Annotated in this window: 16 protein-coding genes; 5 read left to right on the top strand and 11 right to left on the bottom strand. The window is 72.8% G+C overall.

Annotation, left to right across the window (positions count from 1 at the left end; translation table 11 throughout):
* Positions 1–57: 57 nt before the first annotated feature.
* Positions 58–2,136: a sigma-70 family RNA polymerase sigma factor gene (locus ADL15_RS43910; RefSeq protein ID WP_067705348.1), complete on the bottom strand. Its 2,079-nt coding sequence runs from the start codon at positions 2,134–2,136 to the stop codon at positions 58–60.
* Between the two features lie 223 nt (positions 2,137–2,359).
* Here ADL15_RS43910 and ADL15_RS43905 point away from each other — a divergent pair, with 223 nt between their 5' ends.
* Positions 2,360–3,760, top strand: coding sequence for a pectinesterase family protein (locus ADL15_RS43905; RefSeq protein ID WP_067705345.1), 1,401 nt, complete (start codon positions 2,360–2,362; stop codon positions 3,758–3,760).
* A gap of 18 nt (positions 3,761–3,778) precedes the next feature.
* On the opposite strand, the gene ADL15_RS43900 is transcribed toward ADL15_RS43905, so the two are convergent.
* Positions 3,779–5,077, bottom strand: a complete 1,299-nt coding sequence (locus tag ADL15_RS43900; protein ID WP_067705343.1) for an alpha-hydroxy-acid oxidizing protein — start codon at positions 5,075–5,077, stop codon at positions 3,779–3,781.
* 74 nt (positions 5,078–5,151) lie between these two features.
* Between ADL15_RS43900 and ADL15_RS43895 the strand changes: the two genes are divergently transcribed.
* The 4 genes from ADL15_RS43895 to ADL15_RS43880 all read left to right on the top strand — a co-directional run bounded on the left by ADL15_RS43895 (position 5,152) and on the right by ADL15_RS43880 (position 11,149).
* Entirely contained in the window at positions 5,152–6,522 is a 1,371-nt protein-coding gene (locus ADL15_RS43895; protein WP_232344925.1) for a DNA polymerase IV, read from the top strand.
* 175 nt (positions 6,523–6,697) lie between these two features.
* Positions 6,698–8,470, top strand: coding sequence for an aa3-type cytochrome oxidase subunit I (gene ctaD, locus ADL15_RS43890; RefSeq protein ID WP_067705338.1), 1,773 nt, complete (start codon positions 6,698–6,700; stop codon positions 8,468–8,470).
* Between the two features lie 249 nt (positions 8,471–8,719).
* Positions 8,720–10,306 (top strand): ICP22 family protein, encoded by a 1,587-nt coding sequence (locus tag ADL15_RS43885; protein WP_157441973.1) that lies wholly within the window; start codon positions 8,720–8,722, stop codon positions 10,304–10,306.
* 276 nt (positions 10,307–10,582) lie between these two features.
* Positions 10,583–11,149 (top strand): TetR/AcrR family transcriptional regulator, encoded by a 567-nt coding sequence (locus ADL15_RS43880; RefSeq protein WP_067705333.1) that lies wholly within the window; start codon positions 10,583–10,585, stop codon positions 11,147–11,149.
* A gap of 40 nt (positions 11,150–11,189) precedes the next feature.
* Here the strand turns inward: ADL15_RS43880 and ADL15_RS43875 are convergent, their stop codons facing one another.
* From ADL15_RS43875 to ADL15_RS43835, 9 genes are all read right to left on the bottom strand, one after another.
* On the bottom strand, positions 11,190–12,227 hold the full coding sequence (locus tag ADL15_RS43875) for a GtrA domain-containing protein (protein ID WP_157441972.1): 1,038 nt from the start codon (positions 12,225–12,227) through the stop codon (positions 11,190–11,192).
* A gap of 272 nt (positions 12,228–12,499) precedes the next feature.
* Entirely contained in the window at positions 12,500–13,117 is a 618-nt protein-coding gene (locus tag ADL15_RS43870) for a TetR/AcrR family transcriptional regulator (protein ID WP_067705329.1), read from the bottom strand.
* A 156-nt stretch (positions 13,118–13,273) separates the two neighbouring features.
* Complete coding sequence (locus tag ADL15_RS43865) at positions 13,274–14,149, bottom strand: NAD-dependent epimerase/dehydratase family protein (protein WP_067705327.1); 876 nt, start codon at positions 14,147–14,149, stop codon at positions 13,274–13,276.
* The gene (locus ADL15_RS43860) at positions 14,146–15,237 is read right to left on the bottom strand and encodes a cytochrome P450 (protein ID WP_232344924.1); all 1,092 of its coding nucleotides are present in this window, start codon (positions 15,235–15,237) and stop codon (positions 14,146–14,148) included. Before ADL15_RS43860 ends, ADL15_RS43865 begins: the two co-directional genes overlap by 4 nt.
* Positions 15,234–16,064, bottom strand: coding sequence for a glycosyltransferase family 2 protein (locus ADL15_RS43855; RefSeq protein ID WP_067705325.1), 831 nt, complete (start codon positions 16,062–16,064; stop codon positions 15,234–15,236). The genes ADL15_RS43860 and ADL15_RS43855 overlap by 4 nt, the downstream gene beginning before the upstream one ends.
* Positions 16,061–17,512, bottom strand: coding sequence for a class I adenylate-forming enzyme family protein (locus ADL15_RS43850; RefSeq protein ID WP_067705323.1), 1,452 nt, complete (start codon positions 17,510–17,512; stop codon positions 16,061–16,063). Before ADL15_RS43850 ends, ADL15_RS43855 begins: the two co-directional genes overlap by 4 nt.
* A 78-nt stretch (positions 17,513–17,590) precedes the next feature.
* Complete coding sequence (locus ADL15_RS43845; RefSeq protein ID WP_198171270.1) at positions 17,591–18,334, bottom strand: glycosyltransferase family 2 protein; 744 nt, start codon at positions 18,332–18,334, stop codon at positions 17,591–17,593.
* Entirely contained in the window at positions 18,331–19,326 is a 996-nt protein-coding gene (locus ADL15_RS43840) for a 3-oxoacyl-ACP synthase III family protein (protein ID WP_067705321.1), read from the bottom strand. The genes ADL15_RS43845 and ADL15_RS43840 overlap by 4 nt, the downstream gene beginning before the upstream one ends.
* 16 nt (positions 19,327–19,342) lie before the next feature.
* Entirely contained in the window at positions 19,343–20,743 is a 1,401-nt protein-coding gene (locus ADL15_RS43835; RefSeq protein WP_269748438.1) for a serine/threonine-protein kinase, read from the bottom strand.
* Between the last annotated feature and the right edge of the window lie 124 nt (positions 20,744–20,867).

Here is a 20,867-nt window from a genome sequence, read left to right as displayed (position 1 = left end):
CGCGGAGACACCCCGGAGAACCAGCCGGCTTCCCGGCGCAGGCGGGCGGCCGACGGGTCAGCCGCCCTGCATTGACGCTCCGGCCCCGTTCGTGGTGGCCAGGAAGGTGGTCGGCGGCAGTCCGCCGTCCGTCGTACGAGAGCCCTCAGCGGTCGTGGGGTCGGTCGACCGGAAGCTGATCGCCTTCTCCTGCCAGGAGTTGTTCGCCGCCTTGGCGGTGGCCGACAGGCCCTGCTCACCCTGGGTGTTGCCGACCGCGACGTCGGAGCGCAGGGTGGCCGGCGCCGTGGTGATCGCGAAGCCCAGGCCGGTGTTGCGGAACGCGGTGTCGTTGCTGAGCACGAGCGCCGCGGTGTTGCCCTCGTCGACGAAACCGTGCCCGGTGTTGTTCCACGCCGCGTTGTGCCGGACGGTGTGCGCGGCGCCGGTCGACGGGGTGCCGCCGCCGACCGCGAAACCGTTCCCGCCGTTGCGGAACGACCAGTTGTACTCCACGCTGACCGGCCCGGCGAAGCCACCGAGGTTGATCCCGTCGCCGTCGTTGCGGTACGCCCGGTTGCCGCGCAGCAGGTTGCCGCCGCCGTCGCCGAACTGCACGGCCAGCCCGGAGCCGCGGTTGTCGGCGAAGTCGCTGTCCAGGACCTGGTTCTTCGCGGTGCCGGCGTCGCGAAGCATCAGGCCGGCGCTGCCGTTGCCGTGCACCGAGAGCCGCCGGAAGACCGAGTTCGTGCAGGACCGGCAGACATATGCCTGACCGGGTGCCCCGGTGATCTCCAAGCCCTCCACACGCCACCAGGACGCCTGCTGGGTGATCGCCCACTGGTCGGCCGGGATCCCGGACATGTCCAGCACCGGCCGCTCGCCGGCGTAGGCGACCAGGGAGACGGGCTTGGCAGCGGTCCCGCTCGTGGTAATCGAAATCGGACTGGTAGGGCGGTAGGTGCCGCCGCGCATCGTGATCGTCCACCCCGGCCTGACCGCCGCGACGGCCTTGCCGAGGGAGCCGTAGGGGCGCTTCAGGCTGCCGTCGCCGTCGTCCGAGCCGCCCGGGGCGACGTAGATCTTCGTGGCAGCGATCCGCGCCGGGGTGGAAGGCGACGACGAAGGCGGGGACAGCGACGGTGCGGCCGGGGCCGGGGCCGGGACCGCTGCCGAGGGGGCGATCGCGACCGGCGGCGGAGCGGGGGAGTTGTGCACCGCGTAGGCGAACCCGCCGGCCACCGCCACGGTCGTCGCCGTCGCCGCGACCAGGGCCTTGTTCTGCAGCAGTGCCACCAGCGTGGTCCCGTGCCCGGCCGCCGCGACCACCGCCGGCGCGGCCGACCCGCCGTGGATCGCCGCCTGCAGCGCCGCGGTCAGGGCCAGGGGCACCGGCAGCGCGACCAGCCCGAGCAGCAGCTGCTCCGGCGGGACGAGGCCGCCCTGCCGCACCCGGCAGCGCGGGCAGTCCCGGACGTGCCGGGCCAGCCGTTTGCGCCAGACCGAGTCGGTGGCGCCGTCCCAGAACCGGATCAGGTGCGCCAGGTCCGGGCAGGGCGGCTTGGCACGCAGCGCCCGGACCACCCCGCGGGCCAGGTCGAGGCGTTCCTTCATCCGCTGCACCCGGACCGCGGCGTGCTTCGGCGTGACGCCCAGCGTGGCGGCCAGGTCGGCGCGGGTCAGGTCGCCGGACGACTCCTGCCACCAGAGCGCGAGCAACTCCCGGTCGATGTCCTCCAGCCAGCGGCCGGCCTCGGCCAGCTCCCGGCGCTGCTCGGTGACGACCAGCTCGGCGGTGGTCCGCTCGGCGAAGTCACCGGCCGGGTCGGCCACGTCGACCGGTTCCGGGTGGCGGCGCAGCAGGGTCATCTTGCGGGACCGCAGGTGCATCTGGACCTGGCGGTACGCGATCGCGACAAGCCATGAACGGAATCGGTCAGGCTGGCGCAGGGAGCTGAGGCCGTGGATGGCCCGCAGCATGGTGTCCTGGACGATGTCGTCGACGTCCGGGTGGCCGTTCAGGGCGCGCCCGACGACGTTGTAGACGAGCGAGAGGTGCCCGGTGATCAGGCGGTCCAGGGCATCAAGGTTCCCTGACTGTGCGTCACGTACCAGGCCGGTGACGTCCCACCCGACCGCCGTCCGAGTCTCGCTCACCGTCCGTTCACTCCTGACCGTCGCCGTCCCGGTTCCACGCCTGCCAGCTGCAGCGCGCCGTATCGTGGCACGCGCCTCGGAGACCAGTCAAAAAAAGTTCTCGAGATTTCCGTTGTCGTGGGAACGCTCGCGCATCTACTGATTCGCCGTCCACCCCCAGGTCGGTGATAACACAGCGTGATGACATTCCCCGGTCGTCGCGCGCTTGCGAGAGGACCCTGTCTTGTCGGTTTCACCTCGCCGGATCGCCGTGGCGGCACTGCTCGCCGCGGTGCCGGCGGCCGCCATCGGGTACGCCGTGCTCCCCTCCGACGCGGCCACCGTGCCGGCCGCCGGAACGACGTACCAGCTCGCGGTCACCAAGAGCGGGCTGTGCCTGGACGCCTCCGGTGTGCTGCTGCAGCAGAACACCTGCACGGCCAGCGACGCGTACACGCTGGTCTCCGCGGGTTCGGCGGTCTACCAGCTGAAGAACACCGCGAGCGGGCTCTGTGTGGACGTGCCGAACGGCTCGACCACCTCGGGCAAGCCGCTGCAGGAGACCACCTGCGACGCCAAGGCCAGCCACGACCTGTGGAAGCTGACCGCGAGCGGCTCGGGAACGTACCAGGTGATCAACGTCAACAGCGGGCTCTGCGTCACGGACCAGGCCGCGTCGACCGCGACCGGTGCGTCGATCATCCAGGAGACGTGCAGCGCGAATACCAACAAACAATTCGCCTTCGTGGTGAAAAACGCGAACTACACGGTGGCCGCCGACGGGACCGGGAAGTACAAGACCGTCCAGGCCGCGATCGACGCGGTGGCCACCGGCAACAAGTCCCGGGTGACGATCACCATCAAGCCCGGCACCTACCGGGAGATCGTCACCGTCCCGGCCACCAAGCCGTTCGTCACCCTGCAGGGCGGCGGTGACTCCGCCGACGACGTGGTGATCGTCAACAACCGCGGCGCGGCCACCTACGGCACGTTCTACACCCCGACCGTGTACGTCTACGGCGCCGACTTCACGGCCGCCAACCTGACCGTCTCGAACGACTTCGACGAGACCGGCCTGACCACCGGCACCCAGGCGGTCGCACTGCGGGTCGACGGGGTGCGCGCGCAGTTCACCTCGGTCCGGCTGCTCGGCGACCAGGACACCCTGCTCGTCAACGACGGCGCCCGGGCGTATTTCGCGGGCGCCTACATCGAGGGCACCGTCGACTTCATCTTCGGCGGCGGCACCGCGGTCTTCAACGCCTGCAAGATCTATGAGAAGCGCACCGCCGGCGGCCCGATCACCGCGGCGAGCACGCCGGCCGCGCAGACCTACGGCTTCCTCTTCTACAAGTCCACGGTCACCGGCAAGACGAACAGCACCACCCAGCTGGGCCGGCCGTGGCGGGCCGACGGCCAGGTGGTGTTCCGCGAGACCAGCCTGAGCGCGACCCTCGCGACCGCGCAGCCGTGGATCGACATGTCCGGCAACACCTGGCAGAAGGCCCGGTTCTTCGAGTACGCCAACACCGGCGCGGGCGCGACCACCAACGGCAACCGCCCGCAGCTCAGCGCGGCGCAGGCGGCGTCCTACACCCCGCAGAAGTACCTGGCCGGCACGGACGGCTGGAACCCGGTCGGTTAGGCCCGCTGCGTGGGGAGTTCAGGCGCGCTCCGCACCCGAACTCCCCACGCTGAGCGGCTGCTCGCGCAGCAGGTCCGAGGTGATCTCCGCGATGCTCCGGACGCCGGTCAGGGCCATGGTCAGGTCCAGTTCGGCGACCACGTTGCGGATCACCTCGGCCACGCCGTGCGCGCCGGCCAGGGCGAAGCCGTACAGGTGCGGCCGGCCCAGCAGGACCGCGTCGGCGCCCAGCGCGATTGCCGTGAAGACGTCCGCGCCGGTCCGGATCCCGCTGTCGAAGATCAGCGTCGGCTCCGGCCCGAGCGCGGCCCGGATCTCCACCAGGGCGTCCAGCGACGCCACCGCGTTGTCCACCTGCCGCCCGCCGTGATTCGACACCACCACGGCGTCCACGCCGATCTCGAAGGCTCGCCGGGCGTCTTTTTCGGTCAAAATCCCTTTGAGTACGACGGGGAGCCGCGTCCGCTGCTTCAACGTGGCCAGGTGTTCCCAGCTCAGCCCGGGGTTGGAGTAGATGTCCAGGAACGTCTCGACACTGGCCCTGGGGATCGGCGACCGCAGGTTGGCCCAGAACGACCCGGGGTGGTTGCGGGACATCGCCAGCAGCGCCCGGATCGCACCGAGCGTCACCGCCGGCCGGTCCCGGGGCAGCCCGGCGCGCTCCGCCACGATCTGCTGGAAGACCGGGTCGGAGGTGTACTGGGCGATCCCCAGCCCGGTGGCGAACGGCAGCGAGCCCAGGTTCAGGTCCTGCGGCCGCCAGCCCAGCACCGTGGTGTCCAGGGTGACCACCAGCGCACCGGCCCCGATCCGCTCGGCCCGCGCGATCAGGCTGTCCACCAGCCGCTCGTCGGAGCTCCAGTAGAGCTGGAACCACCGCGGCGTGTCACCCATCACCGCCGCGGCCTCCTCCATCGGGTTGCACCCCTGATTGGAGAAGACGTACGGCGTGCCGGTCGCGGCCGCGCCCCGGGCGATCGCCAGGTCGCTGTCCCTGCCCATCAGCGCGCCCGCGCCGACCGGGGCGAGCAGCAGCGGACTGGGCAGCCGGGTGCCGAGCAGGTCGACGGAGAGATCCCGGCCGACGGTGCCGGCGGCCATCCGTGGTTCGATCGCCCACCGGTCGAACGCCGCCCGGTTGCGCCGCATGGTGCGTCCCTCACCCGCCCCGCCGGCGACGTACGCCCAGGCCTTCGCGCTGCTGACCCGCCGCGCGCGGCGTTCCAGCTCGGCGAAGTCGGCCGGCACCACGGGGCGGCGGCCCAGCGTGCCCGCCCGGTAGATGGTCGACTGGCGGGCCAATCCGGCGTCCGGCATCTCCACGCTCCCTGATTCTGTCGTACCCCGTGCGTAGGCTGCGGGTCGTGAGGGCGGCTCCGAGCATTCTGCATGTGGATCTGGATGCGATGTTCGCCGCTGTCGAGCAGCGCGACAAGGTCTCCCTGCGCGGCCGGCCGGTGGTGGTCGGCGGCGTGGCCGGTCGCGGCGTGGTGTCGACCGCGTCGTATGAGGCCCGCGTCTTCGGCGTGCACTCGGCGATGCCGATGGCCCAGGCGCGCCGGCTCTCCCCGTTCAACACGGCGTTCCTGTCACCGCGCTTCGCGGCGTACAAACGCACCAGCGAGGCGGTGATGCAGCTGCTGGCCGGGGTGTCCCCGCTGATCGAGCAGGTCAGCATCGACGAGGCCTACATCGACCTCGCCGTCACCGATGCCGACCTCAGCACCCGCGGCGTCACCGAGCTGGCCCACCGGCTGAAGGCCGAGATCGCCGTCGCCACCGGCGGGGTCACCGGCTCGATCGGCGCCGCCTCCTCCAAGCTGCTCGCCAAGATCGGCTCAGATCTGAACAAGCCCGACGGCCTGACCGTGATCCCGGCCGGCCAGGAGCTCGCGGTGCTGCACCCGCTGCCGGTGAAACGGCTCGGCGGGGTCGGCCCGGCCACCGAGCAGCGGCTGCACCGCTCCGGCGTGCGCACCGTCGGCGACCTGGCCGCGGTCTCGCTCGAGCTGCTCGTCGACTGGTTCGGCACCGCGCACGGCACCGGGCTGTTCCGGCTGGCCCGGGCGCAGGACGACCGGCCGGTGGTGAGCGACCGGGAGACCAAGTCGGTCTCCGCCGAGGAGACGTTCGACGTCGACCTGACCGACCCGGTGCGGCTCAGCCGCGAGCTCGACCTGCTCTCCGCGCGGGTGGCCGGCCGGCTGCGGGCGAACGGGATGACCGGCCGCACCGTCAACATCAAGGTCCGGCACCACGACTTCACCACGCTGACCCGCGCGGTGACCCGTGACCAGCCGACCGACGACGGGCGGCTGGTCGGTCAGCTGGCCCGGCGGCTGCTCGCCGAGATCGACGTCTCCGGCGGCATCCGGCTGCTCGGGGTGGGTGTGTCGACGCTCGCCGACTTCGCCCAGGACGACCTGTTCGCCGGCACGTTCCCGGAGTTCTCGATCACGGCGGCCGAGGACGACGACGATTCCGGGCCGGGTGAGGCCGGTGTCGCCGCTCCGCGGCCGCCGGTTGCCGAGGTGGTCGCGGCCGGTGCCGCCGAGCCGGAGGAGCCGGCGCCGGTGGTGTGGCGGCCCGGCCAGGACGTGGAGCACGACGTGCACGGCGCGGGCTGGGTGTGCGGCAGCGGGCTGGGCCGGGTGACGGTGCGTTTCGAAGGGCCGCGCACCCCGCGCGGGCCGTCGCACACGTTCGCGGTCACCGACCCCGCTCTGCGCGCGGCGGAGCCTCCGGAGTGGAGGGACTCGTGACGGGGCTCTCCCTGCGTACCAAAAATGGGTCTTGATGTGGAAAGGGGGAGAGATGCCGGATGTGCGGATGACGCGACGCAGCGGGGTTGATTGAGAACGCCGCGTGTGGCGCGGCTTGGCAAGGCGTGACGGGGGGAGTACGAACGGATCGAGAGCGCCCTCGCAGGAGGTCCGAATGACGACCGTCACTCCGCGTCCCGTGCAGACCGGGTCCTGGCCGGTCCGGCGCCAGGTGCGCGGATCGTGGCTGACGCGCACCATCCGGATCACCGACGCCAAGCAGATCGGCGTCATGTACATGGTGACCGCCTTCGGGTTCTTCCTGGTCGGCGGCGTGATGGCGCTGATGATGCGCGTCGAGCTGGCCCGGCCGGGGATGCAGTTCCTCTCCCCGGAGCAGTACAACCAGCTGTTCACCATGCACGGCACGATCATGCTGCTGCTGTTCGCCACCCCGATCCTGTTCGCGTTCGCGAACTTCGTGGTGCCGATCCAGATCGGCGCGCCGGACGTGGCGTTCCCCCGGCTGAACGCGATGGCCTATTGGCTCTATCTGTTCGGCGGGTCGATCGCGCTCGCCGGTTTCGCGCTGCCCGGCGGTGCGGCCGACTTCGGCTGGACCGCCTACCTGCCGCTCAGCGGCGGTGTGAACTCGCCCGGCACCGGCGGCAACATGTGGGTGGTCGGCCTGGCCCTCTCCGGCGTCGGCACCATCCTCGGCGGGGTCAACATGATCACCACGATCCTGTGCCTGCGCGCGCCCGGCATGACCATGTTCCGGATGCCGATCCTGACCTGGAACATCCTGCTCACCAGCCTGCTGGTGATCCTGGTCTTCCCGTTCCTGGCGGCCGCCCTGTTCGCGCTGGCCGCCGACCGGATCCTGAACGCCCAGGTGTTCAACGTGGACACCGGTGGCCCGATGCTCTGGCAGCATTTGTTCTGGTTCTTCGGCCACCCCGAGGTGTATGTGGTGGCGCTGCCGTTCTTCGGGATCATCACCGAGGTCGTCCCGGTGTTCAGCCGCAAGCCGGTGTTCGGCTACAAGCCGCTCGTCGCGGCCACGCTGCTGATCTCCGGGCTGTCGATGAGCGTCTGGGCGCACCACATGTTCGCCACCGGCCAGGTGCTGCTGCCGTTCTTCAGCCTGCTCAGCTACCTGATCGCGGTGCCCACCGGGATGAAGTTCTTCGTCTGGATCGGCACCATGTGGCGCGGCCAGCTCAGCTTCGAGACGCCGATGCTGTTCGCCATCGGGTTCCTGGTGACGTTCCTGCTCGGCGGGCTGACCGGGGTGCTGCTGGCGTCGCCGCCTGTCGACTTCCACGTGCACGACAGCTATTTCGTGGTGGCGCACTTCCACTACGTGCTGTTCGGGACGATCGTGTTCGCGGTGTTCTCCGGGATCTACTTCTGGTTCCCGAAGATGTTCGGCCGGATGCTCGACGACCGGCTCGGCAAGGTGCATTTCTGGCTGACCTTCATCGGCTTCCACCTGACCTTCCTGGTGCAGCACTGGCTGGGCAACCAGGGCATGGCCCGGCGGTACGCGGACTACCTGCCCGGCGACGGTTTCACCACGCTGAACACCGTCTCGACGATCGGCTCGTTCATCCTCGGGGCGGCGACACTGCCGTTCCTGTACAACGTGTGGAAGTCGTATCGGTCCGGCGAGCCGGTGACGGTCGACGACCCGTGGGGGCACGGCAATTCGCTGGAGTGGGCGACGTCCTGCCCGCCTCCGCTGCGGAACTTCGACAGGATGCCGCGGATCCGGTCCGAGCGGCCGGCTTTCGACCTGCACTTCCCGGAGCTGGCGGCGGGGTCGCAGAGCGTGGCCGGGCCACCGGAGGGCGGCGCGCGCCCGTTGACCTCCGAGTCGGACGGAGGGGCGAGTTATGCGGCCGAGGAGTCCGGCGACGGGCGGCCCGGCGGCGGCGCGGTCTGACGGTGTCGCGCGGTCCGGCCGCGGCGCGGTTTGGCGTTGTCGCGCGGTCCGGCGGCGGCACGGTCCGGCGGTGTCGCGCGGTCCGGCCGCGGCGCGGCCCGGCGGTTGTGCGACTTATCCGGAAAATGGGAAATAGCGGTATTTGCCGGTATGCCCGAATCGTGAGTCAGTGCCGGGGTGGCCGTAGCCGGATTTGAGGGTGTTCCGATGAAACGTCGGATACTTCCTCCTATATCCGGAAGGCTGCCCATGCCGTTCGCTCGCCACCCTGTTCCCCGGCCACGCCGTCACCGCGGCGCCGGTCCCGCCGCTGCCGCCGCTGTCGCCGTCGCGACGCTGGCCATGCCGGTGGCACCCGCCGGCGCGGCCGCACCAGGGTCGCTCGCCTCGGTCAGCGCGGCCGTGCCGGCGGCGTTCGCCCGGCCTGGCGGTGCGGCCTGCACGCTCGGGCGCTTCACCGCCAGCGCCCAGGCCGACGTCGCCCGGATCGCGGTGCTCGACCCCGGACCGCTCGCCCCGGGTCTGCCCGCTCTCGCTGACGTCCGGCTCGCTCCCGCCTACGGCAGGGTCGACACCGGCAACCGGGCCGGTAAGAGCGCCGCCCGCGCGAGCTACGCCGACGCCAAGCTGCTCGGTATGAAGCTGCCCGGCTTGCCGCTGGAGAACGCGGTCGCCGACCATCAGGCGCCCGGCCGCAAGCCCGGCCCGGTGAGCGTCGAGCTGGCAGCCCTGAACACCGGCGGCCTGGCCAACGCGCAGGCCGGCAAGGCCACCGCGCAGGCGACCTGGGACGACAGGTACCACTGCGGCCGGGTCGGCCCGCTCACCCGGGCGAGCACGATGCTCGAGGGCCTGAGCCTGCTGAGCTCCTCGAAGTCCGTGCTGTCCGGCCTCGGGTCGTCGTCCTATGGCGGCGGGCCGGCTTCTGCCGGCGGCGGTAAGACCACCCTGCTCAAGGTCGGTCCGACCGGGTCGGCGCAGAGCGCCACCGACCTGGTCACACTCGGCCGCGGCCGGATCGGCGTGCGGTCCGGGGCCGGCGTCGCCCTCGGCGATCTGACCCTGTTCGGCGGAACCCCGCAGGAGATCACCGTCAAGGTGATCAACCAGCCGACGCTGGAGGTGGTGGCCGGCGGCGACCGGGCGCACTCCGCGATGACCTACCGGCCCGCCACGCTCGCGGTGACCTCGGCGGGCAAGCCGTTGACCGGCCTGGACAGCGAGCACAGCAGCGTCTCGGTCAAACTGCTGGGCCCGCTCACCGCGGAACGCCCGGCGTCGCTGCTGTCCGTGCGCCTGTCCCTCGGTGAACCGGCCGAGGAGATCACCGCGGATGCGGCGAAGGCCGAGGCGGCGGCGCTGCGGGTGGAGGTCAAGCTCGGGCCCACGCACCTGCTGGACGTCGCGCTCGGCTACCTCTCGGTGGCCGCGACCGCCCCGTGCTTGGTGACCTCACCCTCCGACGGCTACCAGCGCACCCCGGACCAGCCCTCGGACGCGGAGTCACCCGCCGACGACGAGCCTGCCACCGACGAGCCTGCCACCGACGAGCCTGCCACCGACCAGCCGGACACCGACCAGCCGGACACCGGCCAACCGCCCACCGACGAGCCGGGCTCGGATCAGCCGGTGGACGCGACCGACACCCCCGCCACGCCAGGCACGAACGGCACGTCCGGTCCGCCGGCCGCGCCCGGTCACCCCGGCTCCGATACGCCGTCAGCCGGCGGCCTGGCCCTGACCGGCGCGAACGTAGCGGCGGTGGGAATCGGCGGCGTGACGATGATCGCGGTCGGCCTGGTAGCGATGGTCCTGACCCGCCGCCGACGCAGCTGATCCCACGCTCGTCCTCCCGAAGCCGGTGGGCCTGCCCACCGGCTTGCCCCGAACCAGCGGTCTCTCCGGGCCGCCGTTCGCCTGCGGCAGCCGGCCCTCTCGGCCGCGTTTTCTCCGGACCGTTGTTTTCTCCCGGTGGTCGGCCTCTCCGCGCGGCGGCTTTTCCCGTACGGGTGGAGCACCCCGCCCCGGCGGCCGCCCCGCCGGGCCGGAGGGCCGGGCAGGAGTGACTGTGGGCCCGGTGGCCAACTTGGCGAATCGCCATAAGATGATCGCGTGCCACCGCAAAACCTCCCGCCCCGGGACGCGATCCGCCATGCGGCCGGAGAGTTGTTCGTCCGGGACGGATACGGCGCCACCACGGTGCGGGCCATCGCGGCGGCTGCCGGGTGTGATCCGGCGCTGGTGATCCGGCATTTCGGGTCCAAGGAAGGTCTCTTCCTCGCCACCGTCTCGATCTCCGGCGACCTGAGCGCGATCCTGGCCGGCCCGCTCGCCTCGATCGGCCGGGAGCTGGTCCGCTACGTCCTGGACGCCGCGGAGAGCCCGGTGGCCGGCGTGTACCGCGCGCTGCTCAGCGCCTCGGACCGCCCGGAGATCAAGGAACGCCTGCGCGCGTCGATGCACGACGTCTTCGTCGGCCCGCTGGCCGAGCGGGTCGGCGGCACCTACCCGGAGTTGCGGGCGCGCCTGGCCGCCGCCCAGTTCGCCGGCCTGATCAACGCCTTCTGGCTGGTCGGAGACCAGGTCCTCGCCTGCGCCGACCGCGAAGCCGTGATAGCCCTCTACGGCGACGCCATCCAGCGCCTCCTGACCTGCGAGGACCCCCAGCCCACCTGCTGACCGCGCGTCGTCTCGCCGACGTTGCGGAACGCAGCAGGGGTCAGCTGCGGGCGGTCAGGTGCTGGCGGCGGTTGCGGTGCCAGGCGCGGATGCGGCCCGGCGGGCGCTGGTTCAGGACGCCGTTGCCGGCGTGGCCGAGGCAGAGGCGGCCGGTCGGGATCGGCGCCATCGTGCCGAGGCAGGCCAGCGCCGCGAGCGGCAGACCGTCGGTGATGCCACGGCCGGTGGAGCGAGCGGCGGCCGATGCGGCCGTCGCCGGCGCGCCGGACGCGGCGGTGTCACCGGCGAGAGCGCCGGGAGCGACGGTTCCCGGGCTGAGCACATCCGGGGCGGCGGCCGGGGAGCCCGCCGCGAGCGGGGCGGCGTTGGGGCGGAACCGGCCGGGGCCGCGGCGCAGGGTGTTCCGCCGCGCGCGGCGATCCGTGACCGTGCCGGAAGTGGCGTCGACGCCGGAAGTGGCGGCAAGACCGGAAGTGGCGGCAAGACCGGAAGCGACGGCAGGACCGGAAGTGGCAGCGAGGCCTGGAGTGGCAAGAATGCCGGGAGCTCCCGGCCGCAGCCTGGTGCCGGCTCCGGCCGTACCGATGCGGGGTTTGCCGGTTTTGATGGTGACCGGATCCCCGGGGGCGTCGGAGGTGTGCCGGCGGGCGGCGAAGACCCAGGTGCGCAGGACGAGGTAGCGGACGCCACCGACCAGGCTGCCGGTGAGCGCCAGGATCATCGACTCGGTCAGCGCGGACGGGTTCGGGCCGGCGATCGTGGCGAAGTACGGCGCGACCTCGAGGTTCGCCAGGTAGACGACGACCGAGGTGAGCCCGGCCTCGACGTGCAGGCGGCCGATCGCGTTGGTGGTCACGTTGAAGGTGATCCGGCGGTGCGCCTCGGTGTTGACCGGGGTGACCACGAGCAGGGCCAGCCAGCTCGCCCAGGTCGCGGCGACGACGTCGCGCACCGAGACGTACACGATCGTCTGGAGGACCGTGCTCAGCGCGCCGACCAGCATGAACCAGAACAACTGGCGGGGCATGGTGGCGTTCCACGAGGTGGAGCGGCCGGGCCGTACTGAGGCACTTGACATGACTGAACGCTTTCGGACAGCGATGGTTACCGCAGTAGTGTCAACACCGTTGACGGCCGGTGTCAACGGCGTTGACACCGTGATGCGGGTTACCCTGTGCCATCGCGTGGTGGCGGTGTGAGGTGCCTTCTGTCCGATTTCGTGGACGGATTCAGGGTAGAAGATGCCGTTTTGTCGCGCCGGTCCGACGGGCGCGACGCGCGGGCGAGCCGAGGATCTGCAACCTTGCCGTTACCGCGCGGGGGTTCTCGGCACCCCCGCGCGGCCACCGGTCAGGACTGCGGGAGCCGGGGGATGTGCCCGGTCATGGTGAGCTCGACCAGCTGGTCGATGGTGTGCCGGTGCAGGGCCGCCGGCCGCCCGCTGAGCCGGTACGCCACCAGCCCGTTCCACAGGTCGAGCACCGCGTCGATGTCCACGTCGGCGGGCAGGTCCCCGCGGGCGATGCCGCGTTGCAGGACCCGGCGCCCGATGTCCCGGCGCGGGGTGACCACCTGGTCGCGCAGGCGGTTCAGCGTGCCGGGGTCGTCGTGGGTGGCGGCGACCAGCAGGGTCAGGGTCCGGCCGTGTCCGGCGGTGAGGTATTCGACGATCAGGCCGAAGAGGGTGGCCAGCTCGGCGCGGGTGTCACCGGTGTCGGGCACCGGCAGCACCGTGGAACGTTCCACGATCAGGTCGCTGATCAGCGCGGGCTTGTGCGGCCAGAAGCGATAGACGGTCTTCTTCGAGACGCCGGCCCGGTTGGCCACCTCGTCGATCGTCACGCCGAGATATCCGGCGTCGTTGAGCAGCGACTCGGCGGCGGTGAGGATGCGGGTGCGGGCGTGCGGGTCGGGCGGGCGGCCACGGCGGCGGGCGATGGGGGCGCTCGCGGCGTTCGGGGAGATCATGAAGTTCCTCAGGGTGGAAGGGCCGGAGAACATCATGCCGATGTGGTTGCCGGTGTCAAAAACGGAACTGGATGTTTCCGTGTGTTGTCTCAAGCCTTGGAAACTCCCGAAGGTTTTCGAAACACGTGGTTTCCGAAAGCAGCGTCCGATGTGGACTCAAGACGGTGCGAGGAAGTCGGCGAACGAACGCCGGGGACTCCATCCCTGCGCCCGCGCCCGGGAGATGTCCAGGACGACCGGCACGGTCAGCTGCTCCAGGCCGTACCGGGAAAGGGTTTGCGGACGACGAGTGAGTCGCGCGACGGCCGTGCCCACCGTGACGACCGCGTGCGCCAGCGGCATCGGCAGGTGCCGGACCGGCACGCCGCAGACCGCCGCGGCCGTGGCATCCCGGCTGTAGGGCGTGGCGTCGGCGATGTTGTAGGCGCCCGGCGGCCAGCCCGGCGCGGCGAGGCAGGCGTCGGCGAGGTTCTCCACCGCGGTCAGGCTGAGCTGGATGTCCGGGCCGGGCAGCAAGACCCGGCCGCCGCGCACCGCCCGGCGCAGACGCGGGAGCAGGTGCGGATCACCCGGCCCGTAGACGGCCCTCGGTCGCAGGATCACGGCTCCGGCGGCCAGGGCGAGTCGTTCGCCGGCGGCTTTGGTCTTCCCGTACGCGGTGAGCCCACCCACCGCCTGCTCCTCCCGGATCGGCCCCGGCCCGGGGGTGTAGACGCTGGCGCTGCTCACCCAGACGAGCGGCCGCCCGCCGGTGGACTCCAGCAGGCGCGCGGTGCCGTCCACATTGACCGCCCGGAACGTGGCCGCGGCGGCGCGCCCGGGCAGCGGGTCACCCACCGCGGCCGCCAGGTGCAGCACCACGTCGGCGCCGGTGAGGTCGGGTGCGCCACGCGTGGCATCCCAGAACCGGTGCTCGCCGAGCGGGCCGGGACGCCGGCCCACGCAGATGACGTCGGCGCCGGCCGCGGCGGCCGCGCGGGCCACGGCTGAGCCGCAGAAGCCGCTCGACCCGGTGATCGCGATCGTGGTCATCGCGTCGCGGCCACGATCAGCCGGGACCAGCCGGGCAGGGCGCTGCGCCGGTCGACCCGGGCGCTGACCACCCGGGGCCGGTGCCGGGCCAGCGCCCGCAGGGTGTCGGTGAGCTGGAGCCGGGCCAGCCGGGCGCCCGGGCAGGCGTGTGCGCCGAGGCCGAAGACCAGCTGGGCCACCGATGCCGGTGCCGGGTCGGCCGGGCAGGGGCCGGTGCGGTGCGCGTCGGCGGCGTGCCGGGCGACCAGGACCAGGCGGTCGCCGGCGCGTACCGGGCAGCCGCCGGCCGTGCCGGGACCGGCCGCGACCCGGGGGAGCAGCGGGGTGGGCGCGGTGACGCGGAACAGTTCCGAGGTCAGGGCGTCCGGGTCGGAGTCCGCGTAGGACCACAGGTCGGCATCGGCGCACCAGGCCACGGCCCGGGGCAGGGCGGCGACCGTGGTGTTGATCGCGGCGACGGCGAGCATCGCGGCGAGCGCCCGGTCCTCGGCGGGCACGTCCAGCAGGGCGGTCAGCGCGGCGGTGGCGGTTCGCGCGGCGGTTTGTCCGGCGCGGCGGCGGGGCCGGCCGGGCAGGTGCTCACGTGCCGCCGCGGCCGCCGCCGTCCGAGCCGCTGCCGCCAGGGTGTGCGGGTCGGTGCTGAGGCCGAGCAGCGCGGCGGTGGTGGCGCCGGCCAGCTCGGCGGCCACGTCGACCAGGTCGATCGGTGCGCCTGCGGCGAGCGGGGCGAGGCGGTGGTCCAGGACCGCGGTCCACACCGGGCGCAGGCGGTGCACGCCTTCGGCGCCAAGAGCTTCCATGATGGTACGACGGGAGCCCCGATGCCCCGCGCCGTCCTGATTGAACAGCAGCTCACCGCCGGTCAGCTCACCGGCCGCGCCCCCGGTCGTACCGGCCGCGGACCGGTCCAGCGGGATCCGGGTCAGCCCGTCGCGGAACGCGTCCCGGGAGTGGACCAGCACGGTGCCGCCGAGTCGTTGTACCGGCCACCGGCGGGTCGCGGTGAGCAGCGCGAACAGCAGCGGATGGCTGAACAGGTACACCCGCCGGTCCCGTCGCCGGGCCCGGCGCATCAGTTCCGGTGTCATCGCACGTGCACCTCGGCCGGGGTGGCCGGCCGCCAGCGCCGGTCCCAGTACCAGAGCAGGGTACGGCGGGCGCCCCACGCGCGCAGCCGTCGCAGGCTGGCCTCGACCACCAGGTCCTCGGCGCGGACGATCCGGGCGCTGTGGCGGCGGGCGCGGTTGAGCAGGGTGACGTCCTCCGAGCCGGCCTCCAGGGGTTCCCGGGCGGTGCCGCCGCAGCGCTGGTAGAGGTCCGCGGTCAGGGCCAGGTTGTGCCCGTGGACCAGGACGTACGGGGTGCGGAACTCCGGTGTGCGGTGCGCCTTGCGGTAGCGGCCGTAGAGCGCGGCCAGCCGGACGGCGGCGGGGAAGACGTGGCGTTCGGCGAGGGACGGGCGCTCGTCGCGACGGGGCACGCTGCGGCCGCAGGCCAGGTCGGCGCCGGAGGTGAGGTAGCGGCGGGCGGTCGCCACCCAGTCGGTGCGGGGCAGGCAGTCGGCGTCGGTGCGGGCGAGGAGGGTGGCTCCGTTGCTGATGGCGTACCGGAAACCGGTGTCCGCGGCGGTCCCGGCGCCGCGCTCGGTCTCGGTGACCACCTCGATCGGGAACGGCGCACGGTGCTGGCTGGTGCTCAGGGGTGTCTCAGCAGCGTGGAGACACCCCTGAGCACCAGCTGGACACCCGGACGGCGCGGCGAAGCCGCGGACCACGGCCGCGGTGTCGTCGGTGGAGGCGTTGTCGACGATGACCAGGGTGAAGTCGGTGTCGGTCTGCGCGGCGAGCGCGGCGAGGGTGGCGCCGATCGAGGCGGCCTCGTTGTAGGCCGGCACGATCACCGCGAACGTCCTCATCGGCGTGCCTCGGAGCGGGCGAGCGCGGTGGCGGCCGCGCGATCCGGCTTGCGGGAGCGGCCGGTCAGCGGGACCGGTGCGAAGAGCACCCGGTCCGGGCGGGCCGCGCCCATCCGGCGCAGTGGTTCGCGCAGGGCGGCCCGGACTCGTGCCCGGTCCGCGCCGGGAGTGGTCTCGACGATCGCGACCACCTCTTCGTCGCCGTCGGCGGCCGGGACGCCGACCAGGACAGCCAGGGAAACGCCGGGAACGTGCAGGGACGGCTCGTAGAGGCCGGGATAGATGTTCTCGGCCCTCCGCAAGATCATGTCCTTGGCCCGGCCGGCGAGGGTGACGCGGCGGCCGTCGAGCCGGGCGATGTCGCCGGTGGCGACCCACTCGTGCGGTTCGGCGCCGAGATAGCGGTCGCACACCCCGGCGCCGGCCAGGAACAACTCACCCGTCGCACCAGCGGTCCCGGCGGCGAGGCGGGCGTGGACGCCGGGCAGGAGTTCGCCGACCAGGTCGCCGTCGCCGGTGTGCGCGGCCTTCGCGGTCGCCTCGACGGCAGCGGCCGGGAAGACCTCGGTCAGCGCGTAGACGCACCAGGCCTCGTCGGCCCCGGCCGCCCTGACCCGGTCGAGCAGCGCGGCCGTCACCGGCGCGGATCCGCTGAAGACCCGGCCACGGAACGGGACACCCGCGTCCAGCGCGGCCCGCAGCTGTGGCGGGGTCAGATAGGTGGCCTGCGGCCGCAACGCGGTCATCTGCCGGGCCAGGGCCCGCGGCCGCCGGGACGGCATGGCCACCGGTGCGCCCGAGGCCAGCGCCGGCACCAGCACGAAGAACATCCCGCCGAGGATCGGCTCACCCCGCACCGGGCGCACCAGCTCGGCGACGGACCGCAGCCCGGCGCCGAGCCCGGCCCGGGTGTGCACCACGGCGCGCGGGCTGGTCGTGGTGCCGGAGGTGAAGATGACCACCGCGTCGCCGTCGCCGTCGTGGACCGGTGGCGGCGCGCCACCCGGGGTGAGGGCGGGCGCCGATCCGGGCAGGCGCCGGCCGACGGTCACCGTCGGGGCGAGCCGGGACAGGTCGGGCAGGGCCAGACCGGCGCGCCGGGCCAGCGGCGCGGCCCAGCCGGCGACCGCTTGCGCGGCCGCGTCCGCGACGATCAGGGCCGGCTTCGCCAGGCCGAGCCGGGCCAGCAGGACGTCCGGGCCGGCGGAGGGGTCGAGGACGGCGATCCGCACACCCATGCGGTACGCGGCGAGCAGCACGGCCAGGGCTCGCGCGCCCGGCCGGACGGCCACCCCGACGGTGTCGCCGGGGCGCAGGCCGCGGGCGTGCAGCGCGCCGGCGTACACATCACGCAGTTCGGCCAGGTCTCCCCGGGTGACCGTGCGGCGGCCCAGCAACGCCGGGGTGTCATCGCCCGGGCGCAGCCCGGCGGTCAGCTCATCGAGCACAGCGACCTCCGGCCCGCCGGGGCGCCGATCGGACCGTCCCCGGCACGGCCACCTCGGGCGCGGCCGTCTCTGGTGCGGTCATCTCGGGTCCGGGGTGAGTGGGCCGCTGCCCTGGTCGAGGTACCACTTGGCGGTGCGCAGCACACCGTAGGCGCGGAGTCGCCGCGTCGAGTTCTCCACGACCATCGTCCGGCTGTATGTGATCGACGCGGTGGTGCGGCGGACCCGGTTGAGAAACGTCCGGTCGGTCGGCGAGGGGCGCCGGGGCATCCCGCCGCAGGCCTCGTAGAGCGCCGCGGTGATCGCCATGTTGTTCCCGGCGTGCATCCGGTACGGAGCCAGATAACCGCTGCCCCGGTGCGCCGGGCGGACCCGTCCGAACGCGGCCGCGACCGTGACCAGCCCGGCGAAGACCGCTCGCCCGGCCGGCCCGTGCTCGTCGTGCCGGGCGGTGATCCGGCCGCAGACCATCCCGGCGCCGTCATCGAACGCCGCGCGGGCCGCGGCCACCCAGCCCGGCCGGGGCAGGCAGTCGGCGTCGGTGCGGACGATCCGCCCAGCTCCGGCCGCGATGGCATGCCGGAAGCCGGTGTCGACCGCGCAGCCCACGCCCTTCTCCGGTTCGGTGCGGACGTGCACCGGGAACGGCGCGCACCCGGCGAACGCGCGGACCGCGTCGGCGGTGGTGTCGGTCGAGCCGTTGTCGACCACGAGCAGGGTGAACGCGGTGTCGGTCTGCGCGGCCAGGGCATAGAGGGTGGCGCTGATCCGGGCCGCCTCGTTGTAGGCCGGAACCACCACCCACAGGTCGGTGCCGGTCACGAGTGTTCCCAGACCATCGTCATCAGGCTGACGCCGCCGCCCAGGCCGATGAACAGCACCCGGTCGCCGGGCTTCAGCTCCGGTGCGACCCGGGCCAGTTGGACGCCGAGGGCGGCGCTGGCGACGTTGCCGAGGTCGGTCACGGTGATCTCGAGCCGGTCCCGGGGCACCCCGGTCACCTCGATGAACCGGTCCAGGTAGGGGAGGGTCACCTGGTGCACCAAAATCTTGGTGTAGTCGGTGTGCTCCAGGCCGGTGCGGGCCCGGACCCGGTCCAGGATGCTGGCGCCGACCTTCTCGAAGACGCCGCGCAGCCGGTGCCCGTCGCCGGCGAAGTAGGAGTGCTCGTCGCCGCGCGGGTGCCGGGATCCGCCGCCCGGGATGCCGCCGACCGACCAGTGCTGGGACTGCGTCTCGGTGTCGATGTCCAGGATGCCGCCCCGGGCGACCGGTTCGACGACGACCGCGGCCCCGGCGTCGCCGAAGGTGAATCCGGCGAACGCGCGGCGGGCCTGCTCGATGCTGTCGACCCGGCTGCGCATCACCCGGGTCGGTGTCTCGCCGGTGACCACCAGGGCGCGCCGGGCGCGTCCGGCAATGATCATCGAGCGGGCCAGGTCGATGCCGTTGAGGAAGCTGTTGCAGGCGTTCGTGACGTCCAGGGCGTGCGCGCGGCTGCCGAGCTCGGTCTGCACGATGTGCGCGGTGGCGGGTTCGACCATGTCGCGGGAGGCCGAGGCGAACAGCAGCAGGTCGATGTCGAGCGGGTCGAGCTCGGCGTGGGCCAGGGCGGCGCGGGCGGCGTGCACGGCGAGGGTGGAGGCGTATTCGCCGGGCCCGGCGATGCGGCGGCGTTCGATGCCGGTGAGCCGGGCGAACAGCCCGCGGGGCAGGCGGATGCCGCCGGCCCGGGCCACCCCGTCCTGCACCTCGGCGGTGGTGACCTCGCGCTCCGGAAGGTGCGCGCCCACCCCGGTTATCCCGACATACATGGGTGCACATTCTGCCCTAGTCGAAGGTCGCCAGGATCACGGCGAGTTTTGGCAGGTCAGCGGCCCATTCCTGGCGATGGGCGCGCCATTCGAGCACGTACGTCCCGCCGTCGGTGGGTACCACCCGACGCAGTCCGCGCATCGGGCCGGCGACCGGGTCGGTGAACGTGTACTCCCACACCGCGTCGGGTGATTCGGTGAGCGCCTCGATCCGGAGCCGCCGGTAGCCGGGCAGCCGTGCCGAGCGTTCCTCGGCGACGAGTGCGGCGACCAGGTCGGCGGGTGGGTGCGGCCAGCGGCTGACCCGCAGGGTGGTTCCGCCGCCCGGCCCGCTCTCCGATCCGCTTTCCGACCCGTTCTTCGGTCCGTTCTTCGGTCCGCTTTCCGGCTCGCTGAAGGTGATCGCGCCGGACGACCGGCTGGGCGTCCAGCCCGCCGGCACCGCCACCTCGAACCCGGCCGGGTCGTGCCACCGGGTGTAGCCGGCGGGCACGGTGGCCGGGCCGGTGCGTTCGCCGCCCTGTGCACTGCCGCCGACGATCAGGGTGGCGATCAGGGTGAGCGCGGCGGCCATGGCCGGCACCCGGCGCCGGATCCGGGACCGGGGCGGCTGGGCGACGCGGTGCAGCAGCTCGGCGGTGCCGGCCGGGTCGAGGCGGCCGGCCGGGTCGTACCGCAGCAGGCCGGCCAGCACCGGGGTGAGCGGGCCGGCCCGGCGGGGCGGGTCGGGCGGCCCGTCGGCCAGCGCGCGCAGGGTGGCGGCGGTGCTGCTGCGGGCGTAGGGCGGGCGGCCCTCGACGACGTGGTAGATCGTCGCGCCCAGCGACCACATGTCGGACCGGGCGGTGGACACCCGGTCGAAGAGGCGTTCCGGCGCGATGTATTTCGGGGAGCCGAGCACCACCCGGGCGCCGGACAGTGCCGCGACGCCGGCCTCGGTCACCGCCAGGCCGAAATCGATCAGCACGATCCGGCCGTCGTCGCCGATCAGCACGTTGCCGGGCTTCACGTCGAGGTGCACCAGGCCGGCCCGGCCGACGGCGGTCAGCGCGTCCAGCACGGCCAGCCCGATCTCCGCGGCCCGGGCCGGTGGCATCGGCCCGGTCTGCTCGATGACCTGCTGCAGCGAGCGGCCCTCGACGTACTCCATGATCAGCCAGGGGCCGTCCGGGTCGGGCAGCACGTCCAGGGTGCGGATCACGTGCGGGTGCCGGACCCGGGCCGCGGCCTGCGCCTCGCTGACCGCCCAGGTGCGCACCACGTGCTGCTGCTCGGGAGTGAGTCCGAACGGGACGGTGCACTGTTTGATCGCGACGTCGATGTGCCGGACCTCGTCATGGGCGAGCCAGACATGACTCATCCCCCCGGAGCCGAGTGGCCGGATGATCCGGTAGCGCCCGGCGATGACCGCTTCCACCGTGACCAAAGCCGCCCCCGCAGTTGTAGGCCAAGAGTAGTCAAGACGCTACTGCACGTATGCATCCGGGGACTGTCGGATTTCGGGCGGTGCGGCGAATTCCGATCGGCGTATCGTCGGTTCC

It is taken from the genome of Actinoplanes awajinensis subsp. mycoplanecinus, from assembly GCF_001509495.1.
Lineage (GTDB): Bacteria > Actinomycetota > Actinomycetes > Mycobacteriales > Micromonosporaceae > Actinoplanes > Actinoplanes palleronii.
Note: the sequence above shows the minus strand (reverse complement) of the source record. Positions and strands in the feature narration are given on the sequence as shown.

Bases quoted from the DNA above. Each gene is read 5' to 3' on its own strand.
- ADL15_RS43875 (WP_157441972.1), bottom strand. From the start codon at position 12,227: ATGTCAAGTGCCTCAGTACGGCCCGGCCGCTCCACCTCGTGGAACGCC.
- ctaD (WP_067705338.1), top strand. From the start codon at position 6,698: ATGACGACCGTCACTCCGCGTCCCGTGCAGACCGGGTCCTGGCCGGTC.
- ADL15_RS43860 (WP_232344924.1), bottom strand. From the start codon at position 15,237: ATGACACCGGAACTGATGCGCCGGGCCCGGCGACGGGACCGGCGGGTG.
- ADL15_RS43865 (WP_067705327.1), bottom strand. From the start codon at position 14,149: ATGACCACGATCGCGATCACCGGGTCGAGCGGCTTCTGCGGCTCAGCC.
- ADL15_RS43885 (WP_157441973.1), top strand. From the start codon at position 8,720: ATGCCGTTCGCTCGCCACCCTGTTCCCCGGCCACGCCGTCACCGCGGC.
- ADL15_RS43900 (WP_067705343.1), bottom strand. From the start codon at position 5,077: ATGCCGGACGCCGGATTGGCCCGCCAGTCGACCATCTACCGGGCGGGC.
- ADL15_RS43840 (WP_067705321.1), bottom strand. From the start codon at position 19,326: ATGTATGTCGGGATAACCGGGGTGGGCGCGCACCTTCCGGAGCGCGAG.
- ADL15_RS43855 (WP_067705325.1), bottom strand. From the start codon at position 16,064: ATGAGGACGTTCGCGGTGATCGTGCCGGCCTACAACGAGGCCGCCTCG.
- ADL15_RS43870 (WP_067705329.1), bottom strand. From the start codon at position 13,117: ATGATCTCCCCGAACGCCGCGAGCGCCCCCATCGCCCGCCGCCGTGGC.